This is a genomic window from Mycobacterium sp. DL440 (assembly GCF_011745145.1).
Lineage (GTDB): Bacteria > Actinomycetota > Actinomycetes > Mycobacteriales > Mycobacteriaceae > Mycobacterium.
In genome coordinates, this window is record NZ_CP050191.1 from 4750417 (window position 1) to 4766478 (window position 16062).

At 65.1% G+C, this 16062-nt stretch carries 19 protein-coding genes and 1 pseudogene; 13 read left to right on the plus strand and 7 right to left on the minus strand.

The window, feature by feature from the left end; all coding sequences use genetic code 11:
- Positions 1–2: 2 nt before the first annotated feature.
- Positions 3–992, minus strand: a pseudogene (locus tag HBE63_RS23230) (MinD/ParA family protein); the annotation flags it as partial.
- A gap of 55 nt (positions 993–1047) precedes the next feature.
- Complete coding sequence (eccA, locus tag HBE63_RS23235) at positions 1048–2856, minus strand: type VII secretion AAA-ATPase EccA (protein ID WP_166906841.1); 1809 nt, start codon at positions 2854–2856, stop codon at positions 1048–1050.
- A gap of 113 nt (positions 2857–2969) precedes the next feature.
- Between eccA and HBE63_RS23240 the strand changes: the two genes are divergently transcribed.
- The 13 genes from HBE63_RS23240 to HBE63_RS31785 all read left to right on the plus strand — a co-directional run bounded on the left by HBE63_RS23240 (position 2970) and on the right by HBE63_RS31785 (position 12478).
- The gene (locus tag HBE63_RS23240; RefSeq protein WP_166906842.1) at positions 2970–3287 is read left to right on the plus strand and encodes a hypothetical protein; all 318 of its coding nucleotides are present in this window, start codon (positions 2970–2972) and stop codon (positions 3285–3287) included.
- Positions 3284–3697: a YbaB/EbfC family nucleoid-associated protein gene (locus HBE63_RS23245; protein ID WP_166906843.1), complete on the plus strand. Its 414-nt coding sequence runs from the start codon at positions 3284–3286 to the stop codon at positions 3695–3697. The genes HBE63_RS23240 and HBE63_RS23245 overlap by 4 nt, the downstream gene beginning before the upstream one ends.
- A gap of 207 nt (positions 3698–3904) precedes the next feature.
- Positions 3905–4189 carry a hypothetical protein gene (locus HBE63_RS23250; RefSeq protein ID WP_166906844.1) on the plus strand — a complete coding sequence of 95 codons (285 nt, stop codon included), beginning with the start codon at positions 3905–3907 and terminating at the stop codon, positions 4187–4189.
- Between the two features lie 249 nt (positions 4190–4438).
- Positions 4439–5503, plus strand: coding sequence for a hypothetical protein (locus HBE63_RS31780; RefSeq protein WP_166906845.1), 1065 nt, complete (start codon positions 4439–4441; stop codon positions 5501–5503).
- 25 nt (positions 5504–5528) lie between these two features.
- Positions 5529–5822: a PE domain-containing protein gene (locus HBE63_RS23260; RefSeq protein ID WP_166906846.1), complete on the plus strand. Its 294-nt coding sequence runs from the start codon at positions 5529–5531 to the stop codon at positions 5820–5822.
- A 48-nt stretch (positions 5823–5870) separates the two neighbouring features.
- On the plus strand, positions 5871–6956 hold the full coding sequence (locus HBE63_RS23265) for a PPE domain-containing protein (protein WP_166906847.1): 1086 nt from the start codon (positions 5871–5873) through the stop codon (positions 6954–6956).
- Positions 6953–7765 (plus strand): ESX secretion-associated protein EspG, encoded by an 813-nt coding sequence (locus HBE63_RS23270; RefSeq protein WP_166906848.1) that lies wholly within the window; start codon positions 6953–6955, stop codon positions 7763–7765. Before HBE63_RS23265 ends, HBE63_RS23270 begins: the two co-directional genes overlap by 4 nt.
- 77 nt (positions 7766–7842) lie before the next feature.
- Positions 7843–8112, plus strand: a complete 270-nt coding sequence (locus HBE63_RS23275) for a WXG100 family type VII secretion target (protein WP_166906849.1) — start codon at positions 7843–7845, stop codon at positions 8110–8112.
- A gap of 20 nt (positions 8113–8132) precedes the next feature.
- Entirely contained in the window at positions 8133–8423 is a 291-nt protein-coding gene (locus HBE63_RS23280; RefSeq protein ID WP_166906850.1) for a hypothetical protein, read from the plus strand.
- Positions 8424–8519: 96 nt separating this feature from the next.
- Positions 8520–9308: an ESX secretion-associated protein EspG gene (locus HBE63_RS23285; RefSeq protein WP_166906851.1), complete on the plus strand. Its 789-nt coding sequence runs from the start codon at positions 8520–8522 to the stop codon at positions 9306–9308.
- Positions 9295–10311, plus strand: a complete 1017-nt coding sequence (locus HBE63_RS23290; RefSeq protein ID WP_166906852.1) for a 3-oxoacyl-[acyl-carrier-protein] synthase III C-terminal domain-containing protein — start codon at positions 9295–9297, stop codon at positions 10309–10311. The genes HBE63_RS23285 and HBE63_RS23290 overlap by 14 nt, the downstream gene beginning before the upstream one ends.
- Positions 10312–10350: 39 nt before the next feature.
- Entirely contained in the window at positions 10351–10671 is a 321-nt protein-coding gene (locus HBE63_RS23295) for a hypothetical protein (protein ID WP_166906853.1), read from the plus strand.
- Between the two features lie 31 nt (positions 10672–10702).
- Positions 10703–12478 carry a hypothetical protein gene (locus HBE63_RS31785; RefSeq protein WP_208301192.1) on the plus strand — a complete coding sequence of 592 codons (1776 nt, stop codon included), beginning with the start codon at positions 10703–10705 and terminating at the stop codon, positions 12476–12478.
- Positions 12479–12482: 4 nt separating this feature from the next.
- On the opposite strand, the gene HBE63_RS23305 is transcribed toward HBE63_RS31785, so the two are convergent.
- The 5 genes from HBE63_RS23305 to HBE63_RS23325 all read right to left on the minus strand — a co-directional run bounded on the left by HBE63_RS23305 (position 12483) and on the right by HBE63_RS23325 (position 16062).
- Positions 12483–12779: a WXG100 family type VII secretion target gene (locus HBE63_RS23305; RefSeq protein ID WP_166906854.1), complete on the minus strand. Its 297-nt coding sequence runs from the start codon at positions 12777–12779 to the stop codon at positions 12483–12485.
- Positions 12776–13222 (minus strand): YbaB/EbfC family nucleoid-associated protein, encoded by a 447-nt coding sequence (locus tag HBE63_RS23310; RefSeq protein WP_166906855.1) that lies wholly within the window; start codon positions 13220–13222, stop codon positions 12776–12778. Before HBE63_RS23310 ends, HBE63_RS23305 begins: the two co-directional genes overlap by 4 nt.
- A 2-nt stretch (positions 13223–13224) precedes the next feature.
- Positions 13225–14178, minus strand: coding sequence for a hypothetical protein (locus HBE63_RS23315; protein ID WP_166906856.1), 954 nt, complete (start codon positions 14176–14178; stop codon positions 13225–13227).
- A 104-nt stretch (positions 14179–14282) separates the two neighbouring features.
- Positions 14283–15821 carry a hypothetical protein gene (locus HBE63_RS23320; protein ID WP_166906857.1) on the minus strand — a complete coding sequence of 513 codons (1539 nt, stop codon included), beginning with the start codon at positions 15819–15821 and terminating at the stop codon, positions 14283–14285.
- A gap of 4 nt (positions 15822–15825) precedes the next feature.
- Positions 15826–16062 carry a hypothetical protein gene (locus HBE63_RS23325; RefSeq protein WP_166906858.1) on the minus strand — a complete coding sequence of 79 codons (237 nt, stop codon included), beginning with the start codon at positions 16060–16062 and terminating at the stop codon, positions 15826–15828.

Below are 16062 nucleotides of genomic sequence, written 5' to 3' on the forward strand. Positions count from 1 at the left end.
CGTCAGGCGTGCCGCTTGACCTGCGGCGCCACCGAGAAGAGGTCGGCGACGGTGGAGGCCAGCTCCAGGAAGGCCTGCCGGGTCGGCCGGCTGAGGAAACCGAGGTCCACCTCGGCACCTTCGGCGAGGTGATCGTCGAACGGAACCACGTGCAGGGCCCGCACCCTGGGCAGGAAATGGTTGGACAGCTGCCCCATGTCGAGCCCCAGTGCGCCCGGGCGCGAGGCGCTGACCACCACTATCGCCTTCGGTACCAGATGTGAATAGCCGTTGCGCTCAAGCCAATCCAACGTCGCAAGAGCGCTACGTGCCGAGTCGATGGCAGGCGATGCGACGATCACGATCGCATCCGCGACATCCAGCACTCCCGCCATCGCCGAGTGCACCAGCCCGGTGCCGCAGTCGGTCAGGATGATGTTGTAGAAGCGCTGCAGCACACTCAGCACACCGCGATAGTCGTGCTCCGAGAACGCCTCCGAGGTGGCCGGGTCGCGCTCGGAGGCCAAGATCTCCAGGCGGCTGGTGCTTTGGGAGGTATGGCGGCGGATGTCGGAGTACCGCGAGATGCCGTCGTCGAGGAGCACGTCGCGCACGGTGGAACTGCATTCGTTGGGTCCGCGCTGGGCGAGCGTGCCGAAGTCGGGGTTGGCATCCACCGCGATCACGCGATCGCCGCGGGTCGCGGCCAGGGTGGCCCCCAAGCCAACCGTGGTGGTGGTTTTACCCACCCCGCCCTTCTGGGACAGCAAGGCGATGTTGAACGGCCCGCCGACCACCGGCTGGTTGACCCGATCCATGAGCGTCTTGTGGGTTGACTCCTGTTCGGAGACACCAGGATTCATGCCGGTGGCCCGGTACACGGCCTTGCGCCAGCCTGACTTCGGCGTGGGCGCGGCACGGACCAGGCCGAGTTCCCCGTTGCTGGGCACCACCGACGGGCGCTGACCATCTGCGGTCCGCGGCTTGATGGAGGTGAACGGAGTCGGTTCAGGCGGGCAGGCGCTCAACCGCTTGTCGTCGCTGTCGGTCATGGCTACTTCCCTCCGGTCAACTCGATGCCGTCATGCCGAGCACCTGTTTGAGTGCGGCCCGCATGTCCACCGGTTCGATCCGCATCAGCTGCGCCTCGTCGAGATCCGACAGATTCATGCCGTGGATCTCACTGAGCCGGTATTCGCGTTCCTCTTCGGCGGCCTCGATCACGTTGCGCACGAACCGGCCGTTGCCGGCCAGGTCGATGCCGGGGCGCAATTGTCCCGATTGGTCGAGCGCCTCACTCTGGCACAGCGTGACGCACGCGGTGACGAGTTCTTCGTAGGCGGCCTCCGACAATTCGGAGTCCCTGGTGCGGGCGACGAGCTTGCCGATGTCCCCCAGTTCGTGCGGACCGTAGGAGCCGAACCGGATTCGTTTGGTGAACCGCGACGCCAGACCGTCGTTGGAGGCCAGGAAGCGATCGATCTCGGCGTCGTAGCCGGCGATGATCACGACGAGACGGTCGCGGTCGTTCTCCATGCGGGCCAGCAGGGTGTCGACGGCCTCACGGCCGAAGGCGTCGCCGCCGGACAAGCCGGTCTGGATCAACGTGTAGGCCTCGTCGATGAACAGCACCCCGTCCATCGCCGAGTCAATCAGAGCGGTGGTCTTGATCGCGGTGCTGCCGAGATGCTGGCCGACGAAGTCGTGGCGTTTGGCCTCCACGATGTTTGGTGTGCGCAGCAGCCCCAGACCGCAATAGGTCTGTGCGACCACCCGGGCGATCGTGGTCTTGCCGGTGCCGGGCGGGCCGGTGAACGCCAGGTGCAGACTGCGCGCCGCCGAACTGAGCCCCTTGTCCCCGCGGACCTTTGCCAGCATCGCCGCTGACTTCAGTTTGGCGACTTGGAGTTTGACGTCTGACAAGCCGATCTGGCGATCCAGCTCCTGCTGTGCCGCTTGCAGGTATTCGTTGCCCCGCTCCGACAGATCGTCGGCCAGGAGGTCCTCCGCCGACGGCACACTGGCCGGGTCCCAACGGTCGGCGCGCGAGTCGACGATCTCCTTCGAGGTGACCACCAGCCGGTACTTGGGATCGGCCAACGCAGCAGCGTTCGCCTCGAATCCGGGGTCCTCGCTGTAGATCCGTTCGAAGATCACCCGGGCGTCCTGCTCTTCGCCCATCTCCCGAAGGGTCAGCCCCTTGCAGAACTCCGCGGCCCGCCGCGCTCCCGGAACCGGGCCCTCGATGGCCCGGTCGAGTCGGCGGATGCCCTCCCCGAACAGTCCCATCTGCGCGCACGCCGATCCGACCATCAGATCGGCACCGGCGCCGATATAGTTGTCGGTGAACGATCCCGATCTGCTCAGCGCACTCAGTACGTCGGGCCAGCGCTGCGTCGTGAAGTGCAGTACGCCACGGATATACGCACAGATCTCGCCGGTGTCACCGTCCGGCGCGGTCGCCGTCTGCTCCAGCTTGTCGAGCACCTGCTCAGCCTCGTCGAAATCCTTGGTGCTGATCATGCTGGCCGCGTAGGCAAGCCACATCTCGGTCTTGGTGCTCAACGGGTAGTCGAGGTACAGCCCGGTCTGGAAGCGCCCACTCAAGGACCGTTGCGGCAGACCGAGTCGGCGCTGCTCGCGGAACAACGACAGTGTGCTGGTTCGGTACAGGTGGTAGATGACCTCGGGGCTGGTGTCACCGGTGGCTGCGCGGCCCAACCACGCATCGCACATGTCCGGGTCGTATTCAGTGGCCCGGCGGAACGCGAGCGCCGCGTACGGCAGGTCGCGTTCGGTCTCCAACCCGTCGATGGGAATGCCGAGCGACAGCACTCCGGCATCGAAAACCCGCTGCGCATCGGTGGATCCATTCATCGGAGGTGACACATCTCCTCACTGCACGGTCAGCCGCGATTCGTCCGCTGTCTCACCAGCACGTCCCGGTTGAGCTCCGGACGGACGCCCGCGAGTGTACTAAGTTGAGCAGAATGGCACAGCCGGTGCAGTCAGCTGGCGGAACGATTTCGGTGCACACCACCGAACGCGGTCTGCCGGTGGCGCTTCGCCTCGACCCGGTCGAGTTGAAGAAGCCGCCCACACAACTGGCCGATGAGATCCTGGCGCTGTGCCGCCTGTCGGCGGCCCGTGCCCAGGTGGAGCGCAGGCGTGAGCTGGCCGAAAAGGGTTACGGCGCATCGGTCATCGGTCCGCTGCAACTGGCGACCGAGGATGAGCTGGGCCGCGCCGAGGACGAGGTCCTCGGTGAGGAGAACGAACTCCCGTCCACCTGGGGAAGGTCGGTATGACCGGCCTCGCCGACTCGCTGGTCGGCCGCATCCGCAAACAGCGTGACCTGATGCAGGCGATGGATGAGCACTGCCAATCGATTTCGGCTCGTGTCACGAGCCGTGACGGAAACGTCAGTGCCGAGGTCGACGGCATGGGTGCGATGACCGGGCTGTGGCTCGGGCCCGCCGCGCACAAGCTGGGTGCGGACGCACTGGCGAAGCTGATTGTCGAAACCGCCGGTGCTGCCGCGCAGGTGGCGGCGGCCCGCCAGCAGTTTCTGTCCCAGGAATTCGCGCAGCGTCTGCAGGAACTGAACCAGACGCCGCTGACGCGCTGGGACGGCAGCGCCTTCGAACCACGGGGTCAGCGACCCTCGCCGGCAAACCGCGACCAGTCCGAGGAGCCCGACCAACCGGTTGGCACCTGAACTGCGACGCAGCACCTCTCACGCCGGCACAATGCGCACGAGAATCGTTTATCCAGCAATTTTTTCCATTGCGCTAATTACCAAAACGAACGATCTACACGCATTATTTGCGGAAAATTCAGTTAGCTGCGCCCGGTGGGCGCGGCTATAGTTTATTGGTCTCGTGCCCGCACAGCCCCTGCTTCCAGCTGGAAAGGTTTCAGCACGATGAGCGACATTTTCGCCGCCCAACCCTCGGGGATGGCTACCTTTTCCGCTGCGAATGAGGCCGCCGCATCCGCGATAACCGCGGCTGGATCGGCCGACTCATCGGCGATGCTGATGTCCGCAGCAGCCGCACTCGGCCCGATCGGTGCGGTGTATCTGGCAGCTTTCGGCCCAGCTCAAGCCAACAATTTGGCCGGCACGCTGCTCGTCGGCGGAGTGCACGCCGCCACCGGAGCCGCCACCGAAGGGTCCCGGTCCGCCGTCCTGTCCAACGACGACGCCTAGGCCTGACGCCATATGCCTACGGTTTTGCCTCCCCAGCCGGTAACCCCGGTTGGACAGTTGGCTCAACACGTTCCTGGCTACGACGCCACACCGGTCATCGCTGCTCAAGAACAGAACTTGCAAGACTTTCTGAATTTGCCAGTCCAACAAATTCTTGATCGTCTGGGTTTGCCGTCAATCGCGGATCAAAAGTCGGCAGAAGAGCCGCCCCCCGAAGGTCAACCCGAACAGCAGCCACCCGCCAATCCCATGGATCCGAGCGCGTTGATCAGCCCGGTCACCGATGCGCTCAGCTCGCTGGGCAGCGGTATGTTCGACGGGGTCGATCCGACGACGATGCTGCCGGCCATCGCCAAGATGTTCCAGTCCACCGGCGGCCCCATGGCGAAGTCGGTCAGTGCAGCGGGCGACGCCTGGCAGGGCGCGTCCGGCACTGCCGCGGCGGCCAAGACCACGAACGCCGTCGCCAACGGGGCCGAGGTCGGTGCCCAATCCGACGCCCTGAGTAGCAGTTTGACCGCGGCCGCCGCCAACGTCGGCCAGGCCAGGGTCCGACTCGTCGCCACCATCACCGAGTTCGCCGCGACCATCGCTGCCATCGGGCCCATGATCATCTTCCCGTGGGGCTGGGCCGCGGCAATCGCCGCTGCCAACAAGGCAATTGCCACCACTGCCGAAGTGATGACCGAACTGCAGACTTCACTGGCCACCCAGGCCGCCCAGGTCACCACGGCCGGCGCACCGGTGGGCATCACCGCTGCACCCGAGGGTGCCTCGTCACTGGCCGGCCTGGCCCAGCTGATGCCGATGGCGATGAAGGGTGCCGAGGCCGGAGTTCAGGCCGGCACCGGCGCGGCGTCGGCGGCCAGTTCGGCCGCCGCGAATCCCGCCATCGATCCGATGGACCCAGCCGCTGCCGATGCGGCCGAGGCCGAAGGCGGACCCGCGTTCGCGGGCGCGGGAATGGGTGCCGGCGGCGTCGGAGGTGGAATCGGGGGGAGCGGAACGCCCGCACCCCGGTCACTACCGATGTCGGCAATGATTCAGGCCGAAAGTGCAAGCGCCCCAGCACAATCAGCTGCACCGCGGGTCGGTGGTGTCGGCTCACCGGGCATGATGGGGGGCGCGCCCATGGGGGCGATGGGCGCCGGCCAGGGCGCGAACGCCTCGTCCAGCAACAACCACACGTCGGCGTCCTTCCTGCACACCACCGACCAAGGCAGTGAGATCGTCGGCGATCTCGGCACTGCGGCACCCCCGGTCCTCGGGGAGGCCGACCCGTATCAGACTCCGGACGTCGAACTCCGGATCTAGTCATCCCCAACCAAGGAGAACGGTTATGGCCGACAGCGACGGAATGTCCATCCAACCCGCAGAGGTGCAGGAGGTCAGCCGCCAACTCGACGAACTCGCCAACCGGGTACAGCGGGTGATGACCGAAGAGGCACCCAATCTCACGGTGATCCCGTCGGCCCGCGACGAGGTGTCGCAGCGGGTTGCCCAGACTCTCAACGAGGTTCACACCTCGTTCGGCACCACCACCGATCAGGGCATGGCCGAGGTCCACGAGGTGGCCGCGACACTGCGCGGTCATTCGTCCAACATTGCCGCCTCGGAGGACTTCGCCGGCTGACCATCACACGTACATCTGGTTCTGTTCTTCGAGGGGAGGTTTCCGGGCGTGGGGTTCACCGACGTTGCGTGGGAGTCACGCAGCACCGAGCAGCTGGCGCGTGACCTCACCGAGGGGCCCGGTCCGGCATCGGTCGGCGGTGCCGGCGCGGCCTGGATCCGGGTCGCCAACGAATTGGCCAATGTCTCCGTTGATTTCGACAAGCTCGTGGCACGGCTGCGGACTGCCTGGGACAGCCAGGCCTCCAGCGCGGCGGCTCAGCGCCTGGAAGAATTCGGCAAGTGGCTGCAGGCGATCAGCCTGAGCGCGGCAGGCAACGGTCAACGCGCCGAGGAGGCCGCGGTCGCCAACACGGTGGCGGTGCTCGCGATGCCCAGTGTGTCGGAGGCCATCGAGGCGAAGACAGCCCAGGACATGATGGCCTCACTGGCCGCTTACAACGGGGCGGTGCTGACCGGGACGTTCGCCGAGTTCGACGCGGCCGCAACCGCCGACGCGGCCAGCGCTGCGGCCGTCATGCAGCAGTACGAAGAGGCCGCTGCCCCCTTGGCCCAGCCGTGGGAGCAACCCCCACCTCCGCAGGTGTCGAAAGGCAATGCCCTGGCGGCCGAACAGGGCGGCGAAGGCGCACCCGGCGGTGGCGGTGCGGCAGCCGGCGGCGCCCCTGCGCTGCCGCCACCACCGCTGGCGCCGATGCTCGCACCGGGCATCAAGTCGAGTACCGACCCGAAGGCGTTGCAGAAGACCGGATTTGCCGGGGCCGGCGGCTCCTCGGGCACCGGCGGTATGGGTGGCGCGCCCTACGCCCCGATGGGTGCCATGGGCCGTAACGACCAGAGCCGCGACTACGAGTCGGTGCAACCCGCGGCGACCCTGGACGGGGCCGGCGAACCGGGTGCCGGAGTGTCCGACGCCGGCCAGTCCTGGCTTCCCACCGCACAGCAGAACGACGCACCGTTCATGGTGTCGAACGTGAGTTGGGGTCCCGACACCGCGGTGTTCGACGAACTTGCAGCCCCTGAGGTGCCCGTCGGCGAGGGCTTCGCCGACGAACCGGAGCGCACGCTCGAACAGGTGGACAACCGCTGGGTCACTCCCCCGGTGATCGGCGTCGACCGGGGGCTCAACCTATGACGGCTTCGCTCGCTCCACAGTTCGTCGTGACCGATGACGAAATGCACGTTCTGGCTGCCTGTCTCGGGGTCCAAGCGCTGCCATTGGTGCTGGACCTGCGACCGCGACACCCCACCGAATCCGCTCGGGCCGAGGCCGCGGGTGCAGCCGCCCGGAGCCTGACCGAGCGCGGCCTGCTGTCGGCCGGTGAGGTCAGCACCGAACTTGCCGTGGTCGTGCAATCGCTGCAACGGCCCGAGCGCGAGCTCGCGATGCGTTTGGTCACTCCCGATGGCCTGGCCCGCGTCGCGGTCGTGCGCCATGGCACACAATGCATCTCGGCCTGCCGGGTCGGCGCTGAGATCACCTTGGCTGTGATCCACGACGGAGCGCATCTGCCCAGCGCCACCGGTGCCCTGCTGAGTCGGCTCCCGGCGTCCGTCCCGGCCGAGATCAGTCCCGTCGGCGCGCCACTGACCGAAGTCGCCCAGGCATTGTCGGACACCCATGACGCCACCGAGTTGTCCGACCGGATCCGTGCCCTCGGCGCCGACACCCGCACCGCGATGATGCTGGGCTCGGCACTGGCCGCCCGGTTGGCCTTCGCCGAGATCGTCTACTACGCACTCGATGACGACGTGGACCGCGTCTCACGTTCTGTCGGGGCGGTCGGCGTGTTCTACACCAAACGCGGACGGATCGTCGGCGCCCCGAGCTCCTCACCCAGCGGACAGTTGTGGACCACCCTCAAGCCAGGGTCGGATCACACGGTCAAGCAGGCCATCGGCCAGCTTGTCGAGCTGTCCGGCTACAGATGGGGGGACTGCTAGATCCGCTCCGTGTTCAACAGCGAATTCTCAACCACCGTCCGGCGACTCATGCCGGTTCTGACAAAGAGAGGTAAGGCATGACGCTCCATCTGACGCCCGCGGAAGCCCAGAGCAAGATCGAGAATATCGACAAACAGATGATGGATGTCAGGCGGCTGGCTTCCCAGATCCTCGATTCCACCGAGTCGATGACCGCCAGCTCGTGGACGGGCGGCAAGGCGGCGAAGTTTCGCGGCATCATGACGCAGCATCACGAGGACTTCAACTACGTCATCAACAACCTGCAGCACATCGTCGACAAGGGAAAGTCCGACATCAACGCACTCGTCAGCCACGACGCGGACTAGACATCGAAAGGTTTTGATCAATGGATACGGATAGCATTCGGTACCAGTACGGAGCCAACTACGCGTCCCTGGACGACATTCAGGGGGTCACCAACAACGCGATGCAGATGCGCGAGGAAGTCAGCCAGGTGTTCGCCGCACTGCAGGGCGTGTACGAGGGCGACGCCGCGGCGACGTTGCACCAGAAGCAGACTCAGATCCTGCAGCAGATGGACGCGATCCTCAACGAGATCACCCAGACGCGGTCCGGGGGAAATCAGTCGCAGGAGGACGCGGCGGCGCTCGACAAGCATCTTGCCGGCGGTTTCTAGCGCGGCAGCTCGTCAGCGGGCTCGGTTGGCAGCACCATCGCAACCGGGCCCGCTTGCGCGTCCGTTTTCCAGCTGCCGGAGAGAAAGGGGCACAACGTGATCACTGACAAGGTGGCCCCGCTACGCCACGATGTCGAACCGTGGTTCATGAGCGGCTTCGACTTCCGCTGCATCTGGGAGGCACTCGGTCTCGACCGCCTGCCGTCCCCGCTGTCCTACCGCCATCGCGGACCTGAGTTCATGTCCGAGGTGGAGGCCGATCGCACGGCCGCGCTGGCTCGGTTGCGTGCCGGGCTGAACCCGAATCGTGTTCGTATTCTTGAGGCTTTGCGGTACCCGGCATACCTCCTGCAGGGATTCGGCCGGATCGAGGCCGGCGCCGGGCAGCAGGTCTATCGTCTGCTCGGAGTGATCGGCACGACGGGTTACTGCGCTGTGATCACCCAGGACCCCGGTGAACAATTCATCTTCGGCGAGGACGTCCAAATCATCGGGTGTGTCAACATCGATTTTCCTCAGATCGTCCTCGAAGCACTCCCGGCGTACAAGGCCGGTACCCGGCCCCGTAAGGAAGAGCTACTCGAGGATGAGACACCGACATCGGCGCTGCGGGACACCGAGATCACCGGATCGATTCTGCTCAGCGGATCCGCTGAGTTCAGCAAGGACTACCAACTACGCGACGCCACCCACCTGACGCTGATCAACATCGCCGACGACGGCGCCTATGTGGTCAACGAGGGCACGAATGCGTTCCAGGTCATTCCGGCGACCGTGCCCAATCTGATGCAGGTCTTCAAGAAGATCGAGAAGCGCCAGTCAGAAGCGTTGACGGAGAAGCTCTCCGCAGAACAAGCGGACCGGGAATTCGATGGCCTACCTTGACACCGTCTCCGTCTACGTGCCCGAGGGTACGGACAGCCAAGGTCGTCCGAAGCATCTCGCGACCGCGGCCGCCGAGATGCAGTCGGTCCACGAAATGGTGGAAGCCGCCGGACGCCAGATCGCCGGACCCACGCTATCCGCGGCAGCAGCCAGTATGGCTGCCTCCTTCCATTGCGGCACCTTGTACCAGGGCGAACACTTCTGGCCGATACAGAACTCGATCCAACAGTCCGTGCTGGGCAGAGCATCCGCCGGTTCGGCGACAGAGATCCGGCAGTTCTGTTCGGGCGGTCTGTACGGCGTGATGCTCGCCGATGCGGTGCTGCAGGCAGGTTGGGCCGGCAATTACGCGATGGTGACGGGCGGCGACAGCATCTTCTACTTCGACCGGCATGACTATGCGGCCAGCCCGGCCACCGAAGGTTCGCTGCTCGGCGACAGCGGGTTCTGCGCGCTACTGAACCGCGACGACGGGTTCGCGCGAATCGTGTCGGCCGCCGCACGCTCCCACAATCCGTCTGCCGGCATGATGCACGGCAGGGCCGACGGTGCGATCGACGATCCGAAGTTTCCCACCCTGGAAGATTGGATCGCCCGGTGGGAAGACTACGACAGACGCGGTCCCGGCACGGTGAGAGACAATGCGGTAGCCAGTTTTCGGGTAGCAGCCAAGACCGTGACCGAATGCTGTGAACGCGCAGGAGCGAAGCCCGATGACATCGATTGGTTCGCCCCTTCCTTCATCGAGCCGAGCTACGTCACGGACATGCTGGCGAAACAGACCTTCCTGCAACCCACACCCGGCCTGTATTCCTTCGCTGCACAATTCGGGCATCTGACCGTCTCGGACTTCGGGGTGAACCTCGCTTATCTGATGAACAACAGGATCGCCAAGGTGGGCGACCTGGTACTGCTGTTCGCCGCCGGAAATTTCGTCAACTGCGCCGCGGTCCTCCTGCAGATCGAGAAAGAGGTGGCCCTGCCATTCAATGTGCCGGCGTGACACCGATATTCACATGAACGATCACCGCAGAGGAGAATCATGACCAACCCATGGGGCGCTCTGGACGAGGCCGCCGCGAACAAGAACCTCTATCTCGATCCGGATGTCATCTCGAAGGTCAACACGGTCTGGGAAAAGTACGAGGAAAGCCTTGAACAGCTCATCACAAATTCTCTCGACGAAACCACGGAATACTTCGGCACGTCGAAGAATCCACTGGCGAATCTCGTTCAGAAACTCTTTGAGGCCCGGGGCAAGGAGTTGACCGATTATGCGACCGAGCAGTTGTCGCAGTCGCAGGCTTTCGTGAAGACTGCCCGCGACGCGGCAGAGGCCATGCGGTCCTCACAGAACGACTAGTCAACATCACGGACGGACGGCGCAGCAGATCATGAGCGGCTTCGGCAATTACCTCGGCGCAACGATGGGCACCAGCACCAACGAAGAGGGCAAAAGTGGCGCGGTCTATGACAACTCGTTCGTCACTAACGGAAACTATCCCAAACGCGCTGCCCTGGTCGATGGCAAGGACAACTTCGATCAGGTAGAGAAGGATCAGGTAGAGAAGGATTGGGACAAAGAGCACGGCGTCGCGAAGTACCAGCCGGACAGCAAGCTCCTCGGCGAGGTGCCCGGTTTGATATCAGACAACAGCACGTACCTCGAGGTCCAGGATACGCTCAACGGTCCCGATAAACTCAACTGGGAAGACAAAGAATTCGTCTTCATGGAGGCGGAGAAGAATTCGCTCAAAACCGGAGACATCGAAACTCTTGCCAAGGCTTGGAGGAAAAGCGGCACCGACCTCAAGACGAACTCAAAGGCGTTCAAAGAGGATGTCGGCAAGGAAATAGCCGGAAAATGGTCCGGCGAAAGTGCCGCAGCGGCCGAAGCTGCGTCCGAACAGGTCACGAAGAGCGCTATCTACGACTTCGAAAAGGCTTCCGAAGCCATAGCGAAACGCCTGGACGAGCTACACAGCGCCTTTACCCAAATCAAGACCGAGTTCCCCGATGACTATGCCGACTCTGCTTTGCTCGACGACGGTAAGTTCAACAAAAAAGAACTCGATGATGCTATCAATGAATACAACAACAAATATGAGGTCGACGACAGTGGTCACCTTCGCAACAAGAAAAGCGGCGGTTATGTGACCGCAGCCGACGCTCTCAAAGAGCTGGACGAGATCAATCACTCCATCCAGGCCTACCACACGGCCGTCCAGTTGTTTCAGAACGTCTACAACCCGGTCGTCGAGGCAGTCACGCAGAATTTCCCTCATCTCCCGACCCCGCCGAACATGAAGTACGGGGACACGACCGGCCCTGGCGGCCCGGGCGGAGATCCCAGCGGTCCCGGTGGCACCAGCCCGTTCACTCCAGGTGGCGGCCCAGGCACCAAGCCGTTCGACAAGTCGGCGTTCGACAAGCTGAGTCCCAACAAACCGACCGATCTCGACAAATTCAAGCCCATCGACCAAAAGTCAATGAGCCAAATGGATTCCACGACTGATCCCACCAAGGACGCCCTCGACAGCCTGACCGATCCGGTCAAGTCCGCGATCGACTCGGCCACCAACGCCGCCAAAGACGCAGCCGGCCAGCTCGCGGATGCCATGAAGAACGGGGCACAGAATCCGTTGGGCGACATGCCCAAGGGGCCGCCTGAAGGCGTCCTCGGTCTCGGGCCGCAGGGACTCGGCGGGGCCGGCGCCGGCAAGGTCGGCGGCGGCGCCGGTGGCGGAGTTCCCTTGCGGGGCCTGCCAAGTGCCCTTCCGACGGGAGCACCTGCGACCGCCGCGGCGAAGATGCCTGCTGGGGCGGCCGGAGCCGGAGCCGGCCTGGGCGCCGGCGCGGGAAGCCCCGGAGCGGGTGCCCCGGCCGCGGGCCAGCGCGGCGGCGATCAGAACGGCAAGGGCCATCAGGTCAACAAGGCGTTGCGGCGCAAGAAGAACGGCAAGGACGTCATCGGCGACGCGGACGCGTCGGTACCGGTGGTCGGTGCGAACGAGGAAGCCGAGCAGCCGGAGAGCGCACCCGTCGAGCAGTCCGAGTTCCGTCGCCGCATTCCGCAGCGCGGCACCACCTGGCAGCCCGACTCGGCTGTCCAGCCCGGACCGGCGCGAAAGCCTCAGGCGCCGCAGTTCACGCCGGGTCGCTCGGAGTGAGGCGTCAGGGTTTGTCTTGCTGTTCCAGGGCGTCGGCGGTGAGCTGCAGACCGTCGGCGTAGTAGTCGAGCAGGTCGGTCTTCGCGGTGATCGACCCATCGACCCAGTCCAACTGCATTTTATAGCCTTTGCCGCCGTCGGCGAACTGCTTGCCGATCTTGTCGTGGCCCCAGGCCTGGCCTTCATCGCTGAGCATCTGCATCAGCCCGGACTGCACGGCTTTCATGTCGGTGCTGATCGCGGCGAGATACCGCGCGGTGCTCCGCAGCTCGGCCGGCGTGACACCCAGCGGCACGGTCATCGCGCACTCCTCACGGTGGGGAAATCGTCGGGTGCTTCTTCGCCGTCGCCATGCGGCGCCGTTACCCGGGAGGACAACAGCACCCTGATGTCGGGCGCGCCCTCGACGATGTCGGACAGCGCGGGCATCTCCGCTCGCCGCTGCGCCAGCGGCGCAAAGAGTTCCGAGACTTTCCGCTCGACGTCTCGTGCGGCGTCCTGGGCCGCGGCGGTGATGTAGCTTCCGAGGTCGGCCAGATCGTGCTCAGCGAAATAGGATTCGTCGACGGCGGTGCCGATGACGACACCGTCCGCATCGACGGTCACCGCGACAGTCCCGTCAGCGGTGCGTGCGGTCGAGTACAACTCCGCTCGCGCGGTCTCCACTGCGGCCAGGTCGGCCAGCTGTTCCTGCACGAGGGCAAGTGCATCGATGAGTTCATGCCGTGCCGCGTCGTGGTCCATGCCTAGTCCCCATCTCCCCCACTGGCCGCCGCAGCACCGCCGCCATCCGCCGTCGATGCAGCACTGCTGCGCGCCGCAGCTCTACCCCGCACGCCGCCGGTGACGGCGGTGGGCACCGATCCAAGGACTGAAACGGGATCGATGGCCTGACCGGTGGCAAGTGCTCCTGTCACCTTCTTGGACATACCCGCGACATACCCGACCGCCGCGCCTTTAACCGCCGAATTGCCCAGTGCGCGCTGGCCATAGATGCTGACGGTGCCCTGGGTGGCACCGCCGGCCAGGTTCGCGAGGGCGACGACTCCGAGCCGGTCCCAGTCCACCCCGCTCTGATGCCCCTTGGACCGTTGGATTTCCTGAATGAACAGTTCCTGACCCAGAGCTTCGGCCGCCTCGACGCCGGACTTCTTGATGATGCGGTGCACCGTCGTCTTCGTCATCGCCTTGCCCAGGTCGGTCATGACATCTTTGAGCAGCACCGACACTATCCGCTGGATCGCGGCGGAGGTCGTCACTTCAATGAGGGGTATCTCGGCCGCCGATGCACCAAACGTCACCGAGGTCTGAGCCAGTGCCCAGGAGATCTCGAACGCGGCGATCGCCAGAGACGTCAAGATCTGCAACTTGGCGTATTCGATGTTCTTGCCGGTGCTTTCGGCAAGAGTGCCCAGTGCCGCCATCGCCTCGGCGAGTTTGTCGACCGAGGCGTCCCCGTCGAACAACAACGCGAACTGGCCGTCAGCGGCCCCGGCCGTCACGCCCTGCAGCACGGAACTCGTACTCGAACGCATCCGGTTCAGTTCGGGGATGAGCCCCGTCAATTGTTCGGCGCGATCACCCCATTCACCGCCAATGCGGTACATGGCGTCCTCGTCGCCCTTGGGCCATTGCGAGCCGACCAGGTACGACACCCACTGTAAGGGGCCGGGGATCTGCAGGGTCACTCGATCCCCCATCGACGAAAACTTCCGTGCAGCATGGCAATTCACGTTATTGCGCGTTACCGCAGTCCGCCACGTCAGACGGCCTTGTTCGCCGAGAGTTCAGCTACCCGCCAGTTCTAGGTCAGCAGACCCGCCAAGCTCAGCTGGTTGGCCGCGGCGTACACCTGTGCGTCGGGGCGGTCGTCGAACAATGCTGCTACGTCGTCGACTGTGGCGGCGCCCTCGGTGGCCACCTCCAACAGGGCCTGGCACCGATCGAGCGTGGCCCCCCCGGTCTGGTCTGCCATCGCGGCGACCGTGGCCTCGGGTGTCCAGATAGCCGGAACCGGTAGATCGAGTTCACCGGAGGTGTCGGCAGCCCCCCGATACCACTGACCGTTCGCCCACCAGAAGCAGAAACTCAGCAACCCGTTGCGATTTCGAGTGTTCAGCACCGAGTCGTTGACCCATGCGGGCGCTCCCCCGTAGAGATCGGGCAGCGGTCCACCACGGTTGTAGGCAGCGTCGAGTAACTCCGAGTTCCATTTTCCACCGGAGAGCACCGCGCGGTCCCCCGGCAGCAGGAACAGTGTCGACCCGCTGCGGCGATCGCTCTCGAACCAGGCGTAGCCGGGGTAGATGCGTGGACCCCAGCCCGATCCGGTGCCGACGTAGGCGGCCGACAGCACCGCCCAGCACGCCAGCAGGTCGGTGAGCGGCGGGATCTGGTCGGTGGCGACGGCGGTGCGGCCGGCGGCCTGGTCGGCGGCCGCGGCGGCGGCTGCTCGGGCGGCATCGCGTCCCTGCGCGTCGGGCCCGGCGGTGTACCCGGCGAGCCACACCGGCACCTGCGTGCGCGGGTAGGTGTCGAGGTCGTTGCGGTAGTGCTCGGCCGCCACGATCTGATCGTCCGGGAACGGCTCGTCACCGTAGTCGTAGTCGACCGTCGCCTGACCGGTGTTGCTGACGTTCAACAGCAGCCGCCACCACGGCCCGGCACTCATGCGGGCCGCGACCTCTCGCTGTTCACGCACCAGGTCGGCGATCGACTGCGGCACCGGGACCAGGCCAGTGCGGTCCTGGGCCCAGAACTGCAGCTGGGCGATCTGGGAGGTGACAGTGAAGGCGAACACCGCGGAGAACTCGTCCCAGCCTTCTGGGCCGAGCTGAGCCAGCTGCTGCACGATCGAGTCGATGAGACGGGAAGCCTCCGCGGCCGTCGCGGCGTCCGCGCTGGACGGTGCGTCGCCCACCGGCGCCGGCGGCTCGTCGACGATCGTGAAGTCGGCGATTGCGGACGGGTCGTCGGCGGCGGCCAGCCGGAACTGCTTCTCGAACTCGGCCATGAACGCCGCCTCATCGGAGGCTGCGCCGCCCGACTGCGCATTGCCGCCGTGCTGAACGGCAGGTTCCTGCGCGCTGAACTGGTCGCGCGCCTGTTGCGGCGGGATCGACGACGACACCTCTTCGATGCGCCCGGAATCGCCCACCAGGAAGATCGACCGTCCGACCGGGATGTCGAGGAACGCCATCGGATCGGTGTCGTCGATCTCAACCGGCGCGTAAACACTCCAGCCCCGGTCGAAACGATCGGCTGCCAGACCTGCGGTCGGATAGTCGAGCCCTCTGGACCTGATCCAATCGGTGACCAAGGAGATTGCCTGTGCGGCTTCCATTGCCCTACCTTCCCAGCTTCTGCTGTTCGGCTTCGATTTCGTCGGCCAGTGCCGAGCGCTCGGCTTGGTGACGGGCCAGCAGCTCCGCACTGAACGCCGTCCAGGCCGCCTCCTGCTCCGCCGTCATCTGAGTGCCTTGCACCTCGGATTCGACATCTGGGTGGATCTCCAGGAACTGGTTGAACAACGCACCCATCTCCCGGCTGTGCTTGCGGTTGAGCTCAATTCGTCGCGGGTCCAT